The 18487-nt window shown below is 52.0% G+C and carries 9 protein-coding genes; 6 read left to right on the top strand and 3 right to left on the bottom strand.

Features of this window, described 5'->3' with window-relative positions; all coding sequences use genetic code 11:
- Positions 1–14: 14 nt before the first annotated feature.
- From ACOJTG_RS11320 to ACOJTG_RS11310, 3 genes are read right to left on the bottom strand one after another with little or no spacing between them, the layout of a single operon-like run.
- The gene (locus ACOJTG_RS11320) at positions 15–1595 is read right to left on the bottom strand and encodes a DUF4127 family protein (RefSeq protein WP_420153905.1); all 1581 of its coding nucleotides are present in this window, start codon (positions 1593–1595) and stop codon (positions 15–17) included.
- 18 nt (positions 1596–1613) lie between these two features.
- The gene (locus ACOJTG_RS11315; protein WP_420153904.1) at positions 1614–2843 is read right to left on the bottom strand and encodes a sugar MFS transporter; all 1230 of its coding nucleotides are present in this window, start codon (positions 2841–2843) and stop codon (positions 1614–1616) included.
- 4 nt (positions 2844–2847) lie between these two features.
- Entirely contained in the window at positions 2848–4044 is a 1197-nt protein-coding gene (locus ACOJTG_RS11310; protein WP_420153903.1) for an AGE family epimerase/isomerase, read from the bottom strand.
- A gap of 582 nt (positions 4045–4626) precedes the next feature.
- On the opposite strand from ACOJTG_RS11310, the gene ACOJTG_RS11305 reads away from it, so the two are divergent.
- The 6 genes from ACOJTG_RS11305 to ACOJTG_RS11280 all read left to right on the top strand — a co-directional run bounded on the left by ACOJTG_RS11305 (position 4627) and on the right by ACOJTG_RS11280 (position 18141).
- The gene (locus ACOJTG_RS11305) at positions 4627–8640 is read left to right on the top strand and encodes a two-component regulator propeller domain-containing protein (protein WP_420153902.1); all 4014 of its coding nucleotides are present in this window, start codon (positions 4627–4629) and stop codon (positions 8638–8640) included.
- Between the two features lie 277 nt (positions 8641–8917).
- Positions 8918–12031, top strand: a complete 3114-nt coding sequence (locus ACOJTG_RS11300; protein WP_420153901.1) for a SusC/RagA family TonB-linked outer membrane protein — start codon at positions 8918–8920, stop codon at positions 12029–12031.
- 19 nt (positions 12032–12050) lie between these two features.
- Positions 12051–13559: a RagB/SusD family nutrient uptake outer membrane protein gene (locus ACOJTG_RS11295; RefSeq protein WP_420153900.1), complete on the top strand. Its 1509-nt coding sequence runs from the start codon at positions 12051–12053 to the stop codon at positions 13557–13559.
- A 71-nt stretch (positions 13560–13630) separates the two neighbouring features.
- Positions 13631–14890 carry an SGNH/GDSL hydrolase family protein gene (locus ACOJTG_RS11290; protein WP_420153899.1) on the top strand — a complete coding sequence of 420 codons (1260 nt, stop codon included), beginning with the start codon at positions 13631–13633 and terminating at the stop codon, positions 14888–14890.
- A gap of 4 nt (positions 14891–14894) precedes the next feature.
- The gene (locus ACOJTG_RS11285) at positions 14895–16235 is read left to right on the top strand and encodes an alpha-L-fucosidase (RefSeq protein ID WP_420153898.1); all 1341 of its coding nucleotides are present in this window, start codon (positions 14895–14897) and stop codon (positions 16233–16235) included.
- A gap of 70 nt (positions 16236–16305) precedes the next feature.
- Complete coding sequence (locus ACOJTG_RS11280) at positions 16306–18141, top strand: glycoside hydrolase family 2 protein (RefSeq protein WP_420153897.1); 1836 nt, start codon at positions 16306–16308, stop codon at positions 18139–18141.
- Positions 18142–18487: the final 346 nt, after the last annotated feature.

Raw genomic sequence — 18487 nt, 5'->3', positions numbered from 1 at the left:
GTTAATTCAGGGGGTTAAGGTTTCACGGCTTTACAGGTGAGGTCGAAATCAATCAGGGCCTCAAACGTCCGGTTCCAGGGCAAATGAAATTGGAGCGGTGATGGCGTAAGGCACTGGTACTGCGACGGAATAGAGGCCTGATACGCGGGCCAAAGCTGGGTAAAAAACGCCTGTAGCTGTTCCTGGCAACGCGTTTCCATGGCTTGATTACGCTTTTCATCGAGCAACGTGGCACTCATACCCGCCTGACCAAAGGCCGCATTGGCTTCGCGGCGTACTTTCGTATGAAAATAATAGTCGTCGAGTAAGCGATGCAGGAGAAACCACTGTTGAGCCGTGTAAATGGACGACGCAAGACCGGGTTTGGACAGCAGTTTACGGGAAGCGACGGTGTAAATCGTCCCCTGTGGCAGAGCGGTACCGATGGTATTACCCGCCGTATTCCAGGAAGCATAGCCGCTGAGTTTACCCAGTAGCTGACGTTTCTCCAGAGCTTTCGTAAACGTGGAATCGCCCCCTTGTACATCGCCCCGGGGATCGATGTCGGCTACGATGACGGCTTTCCCCGCTTCGATCAAAGAAGCAATTTCATCGACTGAAGATTCCGCCCGATCCGCTTCGTGCCGGGAAGCGTATACGTAGAAAAAGACATCGGCCGTATTGTCTGGGACTTCCTGAGCCCCGGCGGCCAGAATCTGTTCGCTGACGGTTTGGTACAACGGGCGATCTTCAAAGGGCATCGTCTTTTCGCGGGTGCTTTCTGAGGAGTAAAGGGCCCTGACTTTGGGGGCAAATCCAAAGTGGCGGATCAGGGCCCTACTTAATAGTAACATCGAAACTTCGTCGGTACCCGCCTGGAGAGCCACCCGGCTGGTTAACTTTTCTTTTTTAATTTCCTGGAGCAAGGTCTCGTGATCGCTGCGGTGTACGCCCTGCGGTTTGGCATCGTCCTGGGTTAGTAACAGGTAATCGATAATGCCTTGTTTGGTTAGGGCAATGGCCCGCTGATTGATCCGCAGGTTGCGGGTCCGGGCTTCTTTGTAATCCTGAAGCTCGGCCGCCGGAATTTCTTTTTCGAGTTGCCGGGTTTCGGCCTGAAGAGCAGGGTACGGCGAAATCTCGGCCCATCGGGCTATTTTCTGCCGGTACGCGGCATTCTGAGGCGTAGCCGAGGGAGCCAGCCGCATCACCACACTCTGGGCGTAAACCGGAAGTTTGGGAACTTTTTTCCGAATTCGGTTCAGTACTTCCAGGCGTTGCAGGGCCAGCGGAGCGGCCACTTGATGGACCCGCGAGCCGACGAGTCCGCCGTAGGCCAGCATGTCCAGACAGACAATGGCGGCATCGAACGAACGTAAATCCTGTTTTTCAACCCAGGCCGCAATCGCTTCACTCTGCCCCGGCGTGGTAAACCGGCCCAGTAATTCCTGGGGAGGAGCAATCACCTCGGCATGTCCGATCAATCCCATCCGAACCGTAAATTGCAAACAGGGCGGTCGGTCATCTAATGGAATCAGTAAGATACGGGCAGCTCGGACCTGAGCCATCGCGTGACTACTGATGAATAAGAAGAGAAGAATGAGTAATCGGTTCATGCCTTGGTGTTGCTAAGATTAAGAGGCTAAGGAGGACTTGTGCCCGTTGAGGCCAAAGAAAACCAGGTACGCGTAACAGAGAATGGGCAGCAGAAAAGCAATCGGCCAGGTGTAATGGTCGATGAGCAGACCCTGACCGTAGGAAACAATGGCTCCCCCCGCAATGGCCGTAGAGAGTAGTCCGGAAGCTTGCGTCGTGTAGGATCCTAGTCCCTGCACCGCCAGCGAGAAAATGATCGCGAACATGATGGAGTTACAAAGTCCCACGGCAATCATACTCCAGACCGCCACGTATCCCGTTGCATTGATGGAAAAGCCAATCAGTACAATCGCCAGTCCGGCACAGGTAGCCAGCGTAGCGGAAGCTTTCAGGAATTTTAATAAGTAAGCTCCCAGAAAACGGCCCACCAGCATACTACCCCAGTACAGGGAAACGTAGCCATTGGCTTCATTTTCTGTAATATGAACGGTATCGGTAATGTAGTTCGTCAGAAAGGTACCGACCGACACTTCAGCTCCCACGTAGCAGAAGATCCCCAGAATACCGAATCGCAGATTCCGAAAAGAAAACACACTCCGGCCCTGGGTCTGGCTTTTTTCTTCCGCCTGAACTTGAATATCCGGTAAGCGTAAGCGACTTACGGTCAGAGCAATGATGGCTAAGAGGGCCGCAATGCCCAAATAGGGATACTGCACGGCATCGCTCGAAGCCTCCTGCAAGGGAGCCAGAATAAAGGCGGCACCAAACAGCGGAGCCAGCGTCGTCCCCAGTGAACCTACGCCCTGAATGAGCGTCAGCCGGGAAGACGCCGTTTCGGCGGGTCCCAATACGGTGATGTAGGGATTCGCCGCTACCTGTAACAGCACGATGCCGATGGCAATCACAAACAGGGCTCCCAGAAACAGCGTGTACTCGTGCAACAACGAAGCCGGAAGAAAGAGTAAGGCTCCCGCCCCCGCTACGGCAAATCCCAGTACCATTCCTTTCTTGTAGCCTACTTTTTCTACCAGACGACCCGCCGGAATCGACATGATGCCGTAGGTAAGAAAAAAGTAGAACTGTACCAGCGACGACTGCGAGTATGTGAGCTGAAAGCCTTTCTTGAAAAAGGGCACCAATGTATCGTTCAGACAGGTAATAAAACCCATCATGAAGTACAGCACAGCCAGCGACACCAGGGCGGGGCGGTAGGAGGTTTGAGCGTCCGTTTCCGGTACGCGTACCGATTGCAGGGGAATGTGAGCCATTGGTTTAGTCTTGTAAAAGCGGCGTAGCGGACTTTTTCTGAGCAATCGCTTCCAGCGTTTTCCAACATTGGTACAAGCCACGGGGAATGTGGAAGCAGCCTTTCCATTTGCCGCCTTTCAGGGGCAAAAGTACGTCTCCCTGCCGATTCAAATACCCGAACCATTCGCCGTGCGTGGGATCGGGGAAATGTGACCAGGTGTAGGCATGTACTTTTTCAAACCATTCCCAGCAGCGTTCATCGCCCGTGTGCAGATAGCCTTTCAGCAAGCTGATGAGCGTTTCGATGTGAACCCACCAGAGTTTCTGGTCCCATTCGAGCTGCAAAGGCGGCTGACCTTTTACGTCCAGGAAGTAGAAAATCCCCCCGTACTGCTCATCCCAGCCGTATTCCAGCAACGAAAGCGTCAGGTCCGTAGCCTTGCGAATCAGGGCCTGATCGCCCCGTCGTTCGGCCAGATCCATGATGAACCACATCGACTCCAGCCCATGACCGGGATTGATCAGGCGACCTTCAAAGCTATCCGAAAACTCACCTTCGAGGGTAATGTTTTCCAAAATCAGACCCAGCTCGGGGCGGTAGAATTCTTCCATCACGGCGTGGATACCCGCGTCAATGGTTTCTTCCAGTACCGATGGTTCAATCAGATGCTCCAGTTGCAGCACCAGATTGGTAAGAATCATGGGTAAGGCAAAGTTTTTCAATGGCCGGGTGCCTGGAAATGCCTTATTGTAGAGTCCCTTCGGATTGGACTGTCGCTGCAAAATGTTGGCGAACGTTTCCTGAGCGATGGTAGCGTATTCGGGATTCCCCGTAGCCAAGTGCAATTGCCCGAAAGCCATGGCGGCGAAACAATCCGAGAAGATATTGTAGGGTTGAATAAGGGGATCACCCTGCTGAGTTAATGAAAAATACCAATTTCCGTCTTCATCACGACCGTGCTTTTTCAAGAACTCTGCTCCCTGAATGGCAAAGTCTAACCATTCCTGTTTTTGCTCTACCTGATTGTAGAGCATGGCGAAACACCACACCTGGCGGCCCTGAAGCCAGACAAATTTGTCTGTATCAAAAACGGTTCCTTCCGTATCGAGACAGGTGAAATACCCCCCGTACGTTTCATCACCCGACTTTTCGAGCCAGAACGGAATAACACTCGTTAGTAATTCATCCTGATACAGTTGCTGGTATTGCGATGGCTTCATGTAATAGCTTGCTTAAGTAAAAGCTTAATCTTAGTCTGATTAAGTATGTTTAATAAACTTAATAAATAAAATTATTAAGTATGGTGTAAAAGAACAATGAATAAATTAACTAAGCAAGGAAAAATAAAATATTATTTTAAATCAGGTAGCACGATGGAATGATATGGGAATGGATAAATCGCCATAGTTCGTTTTACAAAAGCGGATTGAAGCAGAATTTTATACGAAGTGAGAGAGCATAGAAAATCCGCATTTCCTGACGGAAACGAGAAGTGAAGGTAAATTTTCTTGGCATATGGGTTGATTCAACACCCCTTGCAACCTCTGGTGGGAGGATTGACGCATCTCCAACAGAGTGATTCCGTTTCTGACCACACTTTTACGCTATTGTACACAAACGCAGTCGTCCGTGAGATCCAGAAATTTTAAAACGTTGCTGATTCTTTTTCTTAGTTATGCCGGGGTGCTTGGTCTGCTAATTTATTTGTTAAAAGTATTTTTATAAACTTTTCGCTAAAAATTAAGAGTATAGTAAGAAATAAGGTGCCTTATTAGGGGTACTAAAAGCTTACTTACACTCGCATGAAAAGTCTTCTGCCTCTGCTGGCGTTTATAATCGGATTTACCGTTAGTACGGCTCAGCCCCGGCTTTCCATCAGTCCCGAGAAAGCTTTGCAGGAAGACCTCATGTTTAAACGCTACGGAAGTACTGACGGCCTGCCTGATAATCGGGTGCGGTCGTTTTTCCAGGATCGAAAGGGGTTTCTCTGGATCGGTACCATGAATGGACTGGCTCAGTATGATGGCTATCGTTTCCGGAAATTCTATAAAAACAAGGATGCGATCGCCGGAAACTGGATTTACGATATCTGTGAAGACAGCCAGGGGCGGCTCTGGATTGGTACCCGCGAAGGACTGAGCCGCTTCGATCCGCGTACGGAAACCTTCCAGAATTTCCGAAATAATCCCAAAGACTCGACGTCGCTTTTTTGCAATCAGATTAACGCCTTGCTGGTCGATTCGCAAGATCGGGTGTGGGTAGGCACGCCGCAGGGACTGGCCGTATGGAGCCCGAAAACGCAGCAGTTTCGAACGCTTCGAACCGAGCCGCTGAATCGGCCCATTCGAAAAATGATCCGCTCGCAGGGCGATTACCTCTGGATTGCAACTGCCGAAGGGCCGGTTCGCTACCACGCCTCCAGCGGAACCTACACCTTTTATCCCCTGAGTGTAAAACCTAACGCCTACGGCGATCATTACTGGTCGTTGCTGGAAGATCAGCGGCATTTGTATCTGGCCACGGGTGGTGATGGCCTCTGGCGACTGCCCTACCAGCCCGAACGCAACAGCTACGGAAAAGCGGAGCCTCTGCATCACTTTTCAGGACAGACGCTGGCCCAGACGCAGATTTTTGACCTCTGTAAATCACCCGATGGAGCTTTTTGGCTGGGTACGGATCGAGGACTAGCTCGACTCGAAGCCCTCGATTCACCACAAGTCCGGCTCCGTTGGTACCGAACCAACCCCAGCAATCCGCAGAGTCTGAGCAATAATTTGGTGTATCGCCTCTTTCTGGACCGAACGCAACGACTCTGGTGCGGTACCGAGCAACAGATCAGTACGCTCGATTTAAGTGGGCTGCCTTTTCAATCCTATACGTTTCCCTCCGGTGCTGCTGAAGATCAGGTGCGTAGCATTGCGGCGGGGCCAGGGGCAACGGTTTGGTTGGGGATGGGCAAATCCGGACTGTACCGCTATAATCTACTGAATGGTGCAACGGAGCGGTTCCGGCTGGAAAGTCAATCCTCGTTCTGGAATGAACACCGGGCCTTGTTACGGGCCTCCAGCGGTGACCTTTGGATCGGTACGCTTGGTGGGGCGGTGCGAATGACGGCGAGTCAGCAAATACACGCCGAACTGGAAGGATCCGCCGTTTTTTCGTTCCTCGAAGATTCACAAAAGAACATCTGGTTAGGGACCAACCACGGTCTGTACCAACGAACGCCCGATGGGAAAAAGAGCCGTATTCGTCTGGGTACTAGCGATACGGAATTTATTCGCTCTTTACTGGAAGATCAGGCAGGTGTGCTCTGGATTGGTTTCGATAACAGCGGATTGGGACGGTACAATCCCAAAACCGGCGTTTTTGAGTGGATCAAAGACGCCAACCATTCGTTGGGAAGTGCCATTTATGCACTCGTTGAATTCCCTAAACAGGTGATCTGGGCGGGCTCTGAATCGGGTTTACACCAAATCACAGCCGATCCGAAAGGAGCCTATCAGGTCAAAACCTATTCCGAAAAGCAGGGCCTGCTACACCCCTCGGTAAATGGAATTGTACCCGATACCCAGGGCTTTCTCTGGATCAGTACGATTAAAGGGCTGATGCGATTTCAACCCGTTTCGGGGCGTTTTCAGACGTACCTGCCCAACCAGCGGTTTAGCTATAATGTCATGAGTCGGTTGAACGAGAGCCAGTTGCTGTACGGACTGACGAATGGGTTTCTCCGGTTTGATCCACGCCAGCTTCAGCACCGGGTTTCATTGCCTACCGTTGTCTTCACGGACTTCAAACTTTTCAATGAAAGTGTCGGAATCGGTCAGGTAAGTCAGGGCGATACCGTACTGCGGCAGTCCCTGAGCGAAACGCAGACCCTTACGCTGCATTACAAAAACAACGTGTTCAGTGTTGATTTTGCGGCTCTGGATGTGGCGAATCCGGAGGGAACGACCTACGTTTATCAGATGGAAGGCTTTGATCAGGCCTGGATTCCGGTCGATGCCCAGCATCGTTCGGCCACGTATACCAACCTGAGTGCCGGAACCTATACCTTTCGCGTAAAAGCCGCGAACAGCTTCGGTGAATGGAGTGCCAAACCGGCGGCCCTTACCTTCCAGATACTACCGCCACCCTGGAAAACCTGGTGGGCCATTACGGGTTACATTGTGCTTTTTCACGTGCTACTCCTCATCTTCATCCGTTATCTGCTACTACAAGCCCGGCAGCGGGATGCCCTGGCGTTGGAACAGATTGAAAAAGAACAACTTAAGAATCTGCACCAGCTCAAACTTCGTTTCTTTACAGACATTTCGCACGAATTCCGGACGCCACTTACCCTCATGGCGGGGCCGATTGAAGAGCTGATGAACAGCTCGGAAGTACGGGGTAAGGTCCGCGAAAAAGTACAGTTACTACAGCGAAACAGCCGTAAACTACTGCAACTCATTGAGGAACTGATGACGTTCCAGAAGCTGGAACAGGGCAAAGTACAGCTTCACAAACGGACGTTGAATCTGGTGGACTGGGTACAGGAAATGTACCAGAATTTTGTACCGCTGGCCGAACGTCGGCAGATTTCCTTTGAACTGACGGCTCCAACCTCCGAAATCCGATTGGACATAGACCCCGTTCAGCTGGAAAAAGTACTGAATAACCTCTTATCCAACGCCTTTAAGTTTACCCCGACGGGTGGACAAGTACGCCTGGATCTGCTCCTACCCGAACCGGATTGGGTATGCCTGCGGGTACAGGATACGGGAAGTGGACTGACTCCCGAACAGCAAAGTCACCTCTTCGAACGCTTTTACCAATCGGACCCCAACCGCGAAGGGTCGGGTGTGGGTTTATCGCTGGTGAAAAGCCTGATTGAACTGCACGGGGGCCGGATTACCGTAACCAGTGAACCGAACGTACAGACGGAATTTACCGTGTGGCTGCCCCTGCAAAACGCCCTGTCGGAAACGCAACCGCTTCACCTTCGGACCGAACCGCTGGTACAGAGCGAAGTCGGAGCCATTCGCTGGCCGGGAATGCCCGAAGACGAGAAACCCGAATTGTTACTGGTGGATGATAACGACGAAGTACTCGATTTTCTGAGCCTGCTTTTCCAGGATCACTATCGCATTACTCGGGCCCTGAATGGCCAGGAGGCACTGGCCCGCGTACAGCAACGCGAACCGCAGGCGATCATCAGTGATGTGATGATGCCCGTGATGGATGGGCTGGAGTTATGCCGAAATCTGAAAAGTAACCTCGATACCTGCCACGTACCCCTGATTCTGCTCACGGCCCGGGCCCGCGTGGAGAGCGAAATGGAAGGTATTGGCGTTGGGGCGGATGATTACGTCGCCAAACCCTTTCACCCCGATTTGTTACGCCTCCGGGTGCAGACGCTCATTGAAAATCGCCAGCAACTCATTCGGAAGTACCAGTCGGCTGACGAGATCATTCCGAAAGATCTGACCCGCAATCCGCTCGACGAGGCCTTTCTGCAAAAAGTCATTCAGTCCATCGAACAGAATCTGAGTAATGAAGAATTTAGCGTGGAAGAACTCGGCGAATGCGTGTGCATGAGTCGCAGTAACCTCTTCCGAAAACTGAAAGCCCTGACCGGGCAGACTCCCCTGGAATTCATTTATTTCATCCGGCTAAAACACGCCATGCAACTCTTGCTGGAACGTAAATACAGCATTGCTGAAATTACCTACGAGGTAGGTTTCAAGAATCCTTCCTCGTTTAGTAAGTCCTTCCGCAAACAGTTCGGAAAAGCTCCCACGGAGTACCTGCAGGAGCAAATCGCCCGACAGAAAAACTAACGTACCATCGTCCACCCGCCCCGGTGGACGATTTTGTTTGTAAATCCGCTTTCCTACGGAAATAATTGGCAGAAAAGGCTCCTACTCACGCAATACGCAACATTTCAGCTGGCTTTTGCAACATCTCCATCCCTGGGTTCCCCGCCTCTGGTGCGTACTTTACCCCGTCTTTTATTGCATTTTTCTAGGATAAATTATGATCCATTACATGCAGGGTTTTCAAGAGCGGGAAAGCCTTAAAGACGGGTTGCTCCATTCATCTAAATCTATTTTTTGTATGCGTTTATTAGTATACTTTTCTCTTTTACTGACCTTACCTCTGGCGGGATGGGCTCAGGAACGAACACTTTCGGGGCGGGTAACGGCCGAAGGTGCACAAGGCTTACCCGGCGTCAATGTACTACTGAAGGGGACGTCCATAGGTACCTCAACGGACGCCGAAGGACGGTATACCCTTCGGATAACGACTACGGACGGTACGCTGATTTTTTCTTCGATTGGCTACGTAAAACAGGAAATCGTCGTAGGTAGTCGCACCTCCATTGAGGTAGCCATGGTAGCCGATGCCCAAGCCCTGAACGAAGTCGTTGTTGTCGGGTACGGTGAACAGAGTCGCAAGGCCTTGTCCACGGCGGTGAGTTCCGTTTCGTCCAAACAACTGAAAGATATTCCGGTAGCCAATCCGGCCCAGGCTCTGGCGGCTCAGGTGTCGGGCGTGAACATTGCCCAGACGGGTGGGCAGCCGGGAGCGGCTCCCGTCATCCGGATTCGGGGCGTGGGTTCGCTCGGGGCCGGCAACAGTCCCCTGTACGTAGTCGATGGCTATCCGCTGGCGGGTGCCGACAATTTTAACCAGATCAATCCCGGTGATATCCAATCCATCGAAGTATTGAAAGATGCCGCCGCCGCGGCCATTTACGGGTCGCGGGGCGGCAACGGCGTGATTCTGGTCACGACCAAACGCGGTACGCCCGGCAAAACGCGGATCAACTTTAACACCTTCGTCGGGGTACAAAACATTGCTCGGAAAATTTCGCTGATGAACAACGCCCAGTTCATTGACTTCTCGAAGGAATCGGCGGTGAATGCGGGACTCAAGTATTACGCGTTTTACGACAACCCACCCGCCGATCTGCCCCAAACGGACTGGCAGGATGCCATCTATCGGCAGGCTTTGATGACCCAGCAGGAATTGTCGGCTTCGGGTGGCAGTGAGAAAATTCGCTACCACGTGTCGGGCTCCTATCTGAAACAGGAAGGAATTCTTAAAGCCACCGAATTTGAGCGATTTACGCTACGGGCCAATCTGGAAGCCCAGCTTTCGAAACGCGTACGGGCGGGAGTCGTACTGGCTCCTTCGCTAACCAACACGAAGTACCAGACTGTTGCCGGAACAAACGACGCTTCCGTCATTGCCGTCGGTACTGATCCGATTTCGGCGGCTCTGGTGATGCCTTCGCTGTTTCCCGAACGCCTGGCTAACGGCGATTACGCCAATACGAACAATTATCCGTTGACGCAGGGAGCCAATTCCATTTCGCCCAACTTCCGCGGACCAACGGTACAGTTCGATCAGTACCGGGATCGGGGGAGTAGTCCCCGGTTTCTGGCCAACTCTTTCGTCGAATGGGAGATTATTCCGGATTTAAGCGTCAAAACCAGTTTTGGTGTTGAATACAATACCGATACCCGAAATCAGTTCGTGCCCGCGACCATGCCTTCCAATACGGCTCCAACGGCTAACATCAGTAATCCTTTGGTGAATAACATTGCGGCGGCCAAGCGGTTGAATACCAGCTCTAACTGGCTCTGGGAGAACACCCTGCACTACCGCAAAACCATTGGAGCGGATCATTCCTTCGATCTTTTGGCGGGGTATACCGCTCAATCTGCGGTGGGTTCGGGCAATGTGATTACGGGCGTGAACGGCAGTTTTGTCAACGATCTGATTACGAACATCAGTGGGGCGGGTACCACGACGGCGACCAATTCGTATTCCAAAAACAATCTGGTTTCCTGGTTGGGGCGGGTTAACTACAGCTACAAGGATAAATACCTGCTGTCGGCGGCCATTCGGCGGGATGGTTCCTCCCGGTTTGGGGCGAACAACCGCTATGCTACCTTCCCCTCGGTATCGGCAGCCTGGCGATTGTCGGAAGAGAACTTCATGAAATCCATAGCGATCATCAGCGATCTGAAAATTCGCGGAAGTTATGGTCTGACGGGTAATAACAACATTGGCAATTACGCCTCGCAAAGCTACGCGACGCAGGCGAACTACGCCTTCGGATCGGGAGCGGGGAATCGGGTGTACGGCTCTGCGGCGACCAACATTGCCAACGCGGGCCTGACCTGGGAAACCAACCAGCAAACCGATCTGGGACTGGAACTGGGCCTGTGGAAAGACCGGATCTCTTTAACTGCCGACGTCTATCAACGCCTTACAACGGGACTGCTCAATAACCGAAACGTTCCGGCAATCGTGGGAATCGCCGGGTCAGTGCTGGAAAACATCGGTAAGATTGAAAACAAGGGGCTGGAACTCTCGATTACATCCCGCAACGTGAGCAGCGGAGACCTCAACTGGACGACCAACGGTAATATTTCCTTCAACCAGAATCGCGTCGTGTCGCTGGTAACGGATAAACCCATTTACTATAGTGCGGGTGGTTTCACCAATTACGCCATCGTGATTCCGGGGATGCCGCTGGGTGAATTTTACGGCTACCGGCAGATTGGCGTATTCCGCGATCAGTCGGAAGTGGATGCGGGAGCAACTTGGGCCAGTGGTGGTTCCAAACCGGGAGATATCAAGTACGAAGACGTAAACGGCGACGGCAAAATCAACGCCTCGGATTTGACCTACCTTGGCAATCCGCTACCCAAATTCACGTACGGACTTACGAATACGCTGAGCTGGAAGGGTTTCGACCTAAACATTATTCTGCAAGGTTCACAGGGGAATAAAATCTGGGCTCAATGGTTGCGGTCGGGTTATTTCTTCAATGGTAATGCCAATACCATCACCGATGTCGCCAACCGCTGGCGTTCGCCGAGTGACCCCGGCAATGGCTGGCAACCCCGGGCTACCAATACCGCGTCAGGCGGAGCCAACAACCCGTCTAGTCGCTATGTCTACGATGCTTCGTTCTTACGAATCCGTACGGTTTCGTTCGGCTACAGTTTGCCCTCGGAAGTCGTAAAACGCTGGAAATTCGAGCAGGCTCGCCTTTACGTGAGCGGTCAGAACCTTTACACGTTCACCAAGTACATCGGCTACAACCCCGAAGCCAACGACAACGGCAATACCACGGCTCCAACCTACGGCTACGATTCGGCTTCTTATCCGTTGGCTCGTACCATCACCGTTGGTCTCAATCTGGGTTTTTAATCCTAAGAAATTCAATCGTATGAAACGACTTTTGCTTATACTTCTGCTGGTCTCGGGTTTTTTAGTCTCCTGTCAGCAAAGCTTCCTGGAATTAACGGACCCCACCAAAATTCCTACGGATCAACTCTTTAGCACGGCTACCAACGTATCCGCCGCCGTGACGGGCGTGTACAGTCAGTTGCAGCCCATTTACAACAACAGCTATTTCATATTCGGGGAGATGGCGAGTGACAACGCCTACGAACCCGTTTCAGCCAATGCCCGGTATTTCTTTTCCATTTTTAACGTGGAAGAAAATAACCCCAACCTGCAAACCATGTGGACGGATTCGTACCGCTGCATCAGTCGGGCAAACACCGTACTGGCTCGGGCCGGAACGGTAGCGATGGATACGACGCTTCGGAATCGGTACCTGGCCGAAATGAAATTCATCCGGGCCTTGAATTACTTCAATCTGGTACGCATCTGGGGAGCGGTACCGCTGGTGACGGAAGATCTGGGCGACAATTATCAGAAAGCCTACGACTATGGTCGCACCCCAGCCACCGAAGTATACGCTCAGATTACCAAAGATTTACGCGAAGCTGCTGCCGGATTACCCAGTACCTATCCAGCGGCTGATCTGGGCCGGGCCACCCGTACGGCGGCCAAGGGATTGCTGGGAAAAGTACTGCTGACGCAGGGCCAGTACCAGCAGGCCGCCGCCGTACTGGGTGAGCTGATTCCGGGCACTCCGACAGCAGGAAATCTGGCGAGCGTGCATACGCTGGAAACGAATTACGACAACGTATTCTCGACGGCCAATGAAATGAACAAGGAAATTCTGTTTGCGGTACGGTATCTGTCCGGGGGCGTGAGTCTGGGGAGTGGCTTTGCCAGTAATTTTCTGCCGACGTACTCGGGTACGGACATTATCCGGGTGGGCTTGTCGGGTGGACCCATGATCCGGCAGGATCTGGCCAATGCTTTTCCCGAAGGGGATCGGCGGAAGGCGGTATCCGTCGGTTATTACACGAAAGGAAACAGTGCCGCTACGTCCGATTATTATACCCGTAAGTACATCGTCAACGGGGCTCCCTTTGCCCGAAATGATGGCGACAACGACTGGATTGTACTGCGGTACGCCGATGTACTGCTGATGTATGCGGAGGCCCTGAACGAAGGGGGACAAGCCACGGAGGCCCTGCCGTATCTGAATGCCGTTCGGACCCGGGCCGGACTGTCGCCTTTAACCGATCAGAGTCAGGCTCAGCTACGATTGGCTCTGGAAAACGAACGTCGCCTGGAACTCAGTTACGAAGGACACCGCTGGTTTGATCTAGTACGAACGAATCGCCTGTTGCCCGTACTGAATGCCTTTTACGCCAAGTACGCTCAGATTCCCTCTACGGCTCAGGTTCCGAATAACGGCTTGTTTGTGAACAGCGGCGGTAGTGTGGTGCAGGTACAGGCCTACCAAACTTTATTCCCCCTGCCTTTGTCCGAACGTCAGTATAACCCCAAACTCACTCAAAACGAAGGGTACTAAATGACCCCGGAAGCGGCGACGAAACATTCGCCGCTTCCGTAGGTTTAGGCGTATAAACGAAAGTCAAGTGCATGAAGCGTTACCTGCTATTCTTTTGTCTTTTCCTGCCGGGATTCGTCGGGGCCCAATCTGATTCACTGGGAAATGCCCGTTTACTCCGATCGCGGCAGGGATTGCCCTTCTTTTTTCAGAAAATTAAAACCGGAAAAAACCTGACGATCGGTTACCTAGGCGGCAGTATCACCGAAGCGGGGAAAGGCTGGCGGGAGCAGTCGGTACAAGGCTTACAGAAACGCTATCCCAAGGCTCAATTTTCGGGCATCAATGCGGGCGTGGGCGGTACGGGTTCAGATTTAGGTGTGTTTCGGGTGCAGCCACAGGTACTGGATCAAAAACCCGATCTGGTCTTCGTGGAATTTGCTGTGAACGACAACGGTAAAAAGCCCGAACAGATTTACCGGGCGATGGAAGGGATCGTACGGAAAATCTGGCGGCAAAATCCGCAGATCGATATTTGTTTCGTGTACACAATCACGGCCGATCTGGCTCCGTATTTCCAGCGGGGTAAACTACCGCCTTCCGCACTGGCCATGGAACAGATTGCCGAGCATTATGGCGTGCCGAGTGTGTGTATGGGTCTAAAAGTGGCGGCTCTAGCGAAAGAAGGAACGTTACTTTTCAAAGGGAAACGTGAAGAATATCCCAATAAAATCGTCTTTTCACCGGACAATGTACATCCTTACGCCGAAACCGGTCACGCTCTGTATGCGGAAGCACTGGATGAGGCTTTACAACAACTTTCCTCGCAACAATCTACGCTGAAGGCTCACGGCATCCCCAAACCCTACGTCGCAGATCACTGGGAAGCGGCCCGGATGGTCCCTTTGGAGCAGCTCAAACATCAGGGAAACTGGCAGGTACTGACGCCCGAAACGGATACGGTGGCTCGATTAATGAAAAACCGTTTTCCCCGTTTGCTGAAATCCACCCAACCCGGCGATTACCTGGAAGTACGCATGAAAGGGCAGGCCTGCGGCTTGTACGACGTCATGGGACCCGGTTGCGGTCAATACGTGCTGGAACTTGATTCAGATTATCAGCAGAAAATTGACCGCTTCGATGCGTATTGTACGTATTACCGCTCCAACTTTTTTGTACTGCCCATCGATCCGCAAAAGGAGCATACCTTCCGGTTCCGGGTTTCCGGCGAACAACTGGATAAGGCCAAGATTCTCAAGGTCCGCAATGAAACCATCGATGAACCGCGTCGGTACGAAGAAAACGCCTGTTACGCCGGACAACTCTTACTGGTGGGCGAACTCATTCCCTGAATCCATGAAAAAAACGATTTTCCTGCTTCCTCTAGTCCTATGGGCTGCGATAGCCGCAGCCCAGCAAACGAGCAATAAACCCGAACGCGAAGCCTGGTTCATGGATCTGGGCTTTGGTATGTTTATTCACTGGAGCCTGGATTCGCAGGTCGGAGCCGTGATCAGTCATTCCATGGCTGGGGCTTCTAACGATTACCTCCAGCGGTTTACCACTGAATTACCAAAAACCTTCAACCCTAAAAAATTCGACCCCGAGGAATGGGCCGTACTGGCGAAACTCGCGGGCATGAAATACGTAGTCTTTACGGCCAAACACCATTCGGGTTTTTGTATGTGGAATACACAAACGACGAAATTCCAGGTCATGCAGACGCCGTTTAAACGGGATATTCTCAAAGAAGTGATTGAGGCGTTTCGGAAGCAGGGGATTGCCATTGGGCTGTATTTTTCGCCCGAAGATTTTTATTTCCTGTACCAGCATCAAATCCCTATTGGTCGTTTGCAACACCCGCAGCACTACCCAGCCAACAACACCGAATTGATGGCTTACGACAAACGACAGCTCAAAGAACTACTGACCAACTACGGTACCATTGACGTGCTCTTTTTCGACGGTCCGGCGGAAGGATTGAAGGAATACGCCTGGCAATTACAACCAAACGTAGTCGTGACCCGCGGGCAGATGAATACGCCCGAGCAGACGTTGCCCGACCAGCCCATTCCCGGCCCCTGGGAAGCCTGCTTTACGATGGGTACCGACTGGCAGTACAAACCCACTAACGATCCCCACAAATCGGGTACCGAGATTATCAACATGCTTATCGAAACCCGGGCCAAGGGTGGCAATCTGCTGCTTAACGTAGGCCCCAAACCCAATGGCGAAATCCAGATTGAGCAGGAAGCTTTATTACGCGAAGTCGCCCTGTGGCAATTGGTCAATCAGGAAAGCGTAGCGGGCATTCGACCCTGGCCGCTGATTCGGGAGGGGCAGTACTGGTTTACGAAAGCGAAAGAAGCGAACGCCGTATACGTATTCGTGCCCGGCGGAAAAGAATGGAAGTACGGCGAGCGGAAAGACTTTATTTTTCACTCGCTGGAAGGTACTGCTCAAACGAAGGTACAGGTGCTGGGTTACGCCAGTGAGCTGGTGGAGTACCGGCAGGGTTTCGACGCCAGTCTATCGGTACAACCCACGGCATTTGGTTTGGCGGTGAGTGCCGTCAACGGGCAGCGGCTGTATACCAATAATCAGTGGCCCAATCCGGTGGTTCTGAAAATTACGAATGTGACCTACAAACCCCTGCTTACCAAGGAAAAGCGGGATACAATCGACGGAGCCCATTAACGAGAGACGACTAGTGGCACAGTTTGTTTCGGGCTTGCTGTCAGTAGTACGTACATAACTCTTTTTAACGATGGAGCTGGATCATGGGACCGGGCATCCGAACTACGGATTAGCCAAATGTAAAGAAGAAGACCTCGCAGAAGACACGTTTGTAAGCCCCCTGCCGCGAGCCGTTATACGCCCCAACGATTTTATTCTGCTGGATGGCACCTGGCGATTTGCCCTGGATCTGGAAGATAAAGGTTTGCAGGAAAACTGGTATGTCCATCATCCCTACGAGGACGAAGCCCAGTGGCCCGGCAGTGTGGAAGCCCATTTAGCCCAGGGTAAGCGGGAACAGAAAGGCTGGCGGGATCAGGTGGTAGTTTGGTACGAACGGGATTTTGAATGGCCGGTATCGATCGGTGAAAAAGAAAACTCGCTTCTGCAACTCACCTTTGGAGCCTGCGGCTACGAAACGCAGGTGTGGCTGAATGGCTTTCCGTTGGTGACGATTGAAGGAGAAGCTAAACATATTGGGGAATATACCTCGTTTTCGTACGAGCTGGAAGAAAAAATCCTGCGACCCAGCAACCGCCTTACGGTACGTATTGTCAGTACCATGAACGCCGATATTCCACGGGGCAAGCAGGAATCTTACGTGTACAAGCGGGGCGGCATCTGGTACCAAACCTATACGGGACCGGTACGGAGCGTCTGGCTGGAAACCGTCGAACGAAATCGGCTGCGTTCCCGCGTGGGCGTCGTTAGTATCATTGAAGATAATCTGGTTCGGTTTACCGTCACTACCCGTATTCATGATCCGGGTACGTACCGGATTCGCCTGAAAGTCTTTGATAAAACACCCGATACACCGCCCGTTGCCGAGGATGAATTTACGCTGGTACTCGAAGCCGGGCAGAAGAATCAGCGACTGGTACTGGCCATTCCCAGTGCTCAGTACTGGTCGCCCGAATCGCCCTACCAGTATCGGCTCGAAGCGGAGCTGGTTGACGCGAACGGTTATGCGGCCACCATTGAAACACTGTTTGGTCTACGCAAATTCGAAGCCCGCGGCTCCCGCCTGTATCTTAACCACGAACCCGTTTACCTGGATGGTATTCTGTACCAGCCCGGGGCAGCTACTTACGAAGAGATCAAACAGCACATGTACGCGATGAAGGAACTGGGCTGTAATCTGGTACGTATTCACATTGCCGGAGTTGATCCCCGCATTTATAAACTGGCCGACCGCATGGGGCTGCTGTTGTGGGTGGAGGTACCGAGCCCGCACCGTTCCAGTCCGGAAAGCCGGGCCAACCACCGGGAAGAGCTCATGCGGATGCTGGCTCTGATTGCGACGCACCCGTCGGTAGTGATTTGGAGTTTGTATAATGAAGACTGGGGGGCTCAGGACATTGCGACCAATCCCGAAACGCGGCAGTACATTATGGATATGTACCACTTTATGCAAATCGCGTATCCGCAGTTTCTGGTGGTAGACAACGACGGCTGGCGACACATCTCCTTTGAGGGTCGGTTGAAGTCAGATTTGATGACCGCCCACATCTACGCCAACGAGCTGGAACGCTGGAAGCAGCAGCTCGATGAACTCGTGGCCGGAAATCTGGACCGGGTGGCGGCTTTTCCGCTGGTGGTGGGCGATCCCTTCTTTTTTCGCAAGCAGGTACCGCTGATTGTGAGTGAATGGGGCGGTTTTGGGTTTGCGGATTATGGTGGTCCTCAGGACAATGAGCAGCGGGCTGAGCAGATTCGACTCTTTAAAGAAGAACTTCGAAAGCGTTCTATTTCGGGTGACGTATATACACAAGCGACCAATATTGAGGATGAAAAAAATGGTTTGATCGACGCCACGACGGGTGAACTATACGTGCCGCCCGGATTACTAAATTCTAGAAATTCCTAAGTTGAAAAGACGCCGGTTCTCTAAGAACGGGCGTCTTTTTTTATCCATGATTTAGTACCCCTACTAAAAGGCCAGAATATTAAGAAATTATTAGAAATCGATGAAAATGGATGCAAACGAATCCCATTTACGACAGAAAAGAAGATAAATGAAAATTTAAGGATTCGAGCGAATGTTTTCCCTCAGAAAATTGTAAAGAAAGTAGTACCTTGTGAGACGGTTGCACACCTCATCCAAACCTATTCCTTCAATCCTGATTTCTTAGTTTATTTATTGGCTTTACAGGTACCTATCCCTAGCATCTGGTATGCCTGAAAGTCGCCTATTGCCTAACGCGTACCTAACT

Origin of the sequence: Siphonobacter sp., assembly GCF_048595215.1 — a bacterium.
Lineage (GTDB): Bacteria > Bacteroidota > Bacteroidia > Cytophagales > Spirosomataceae > Siphonobacter.
This window is presented reverse-complemented; position numbering and strand designations above follow the sequence as displayed.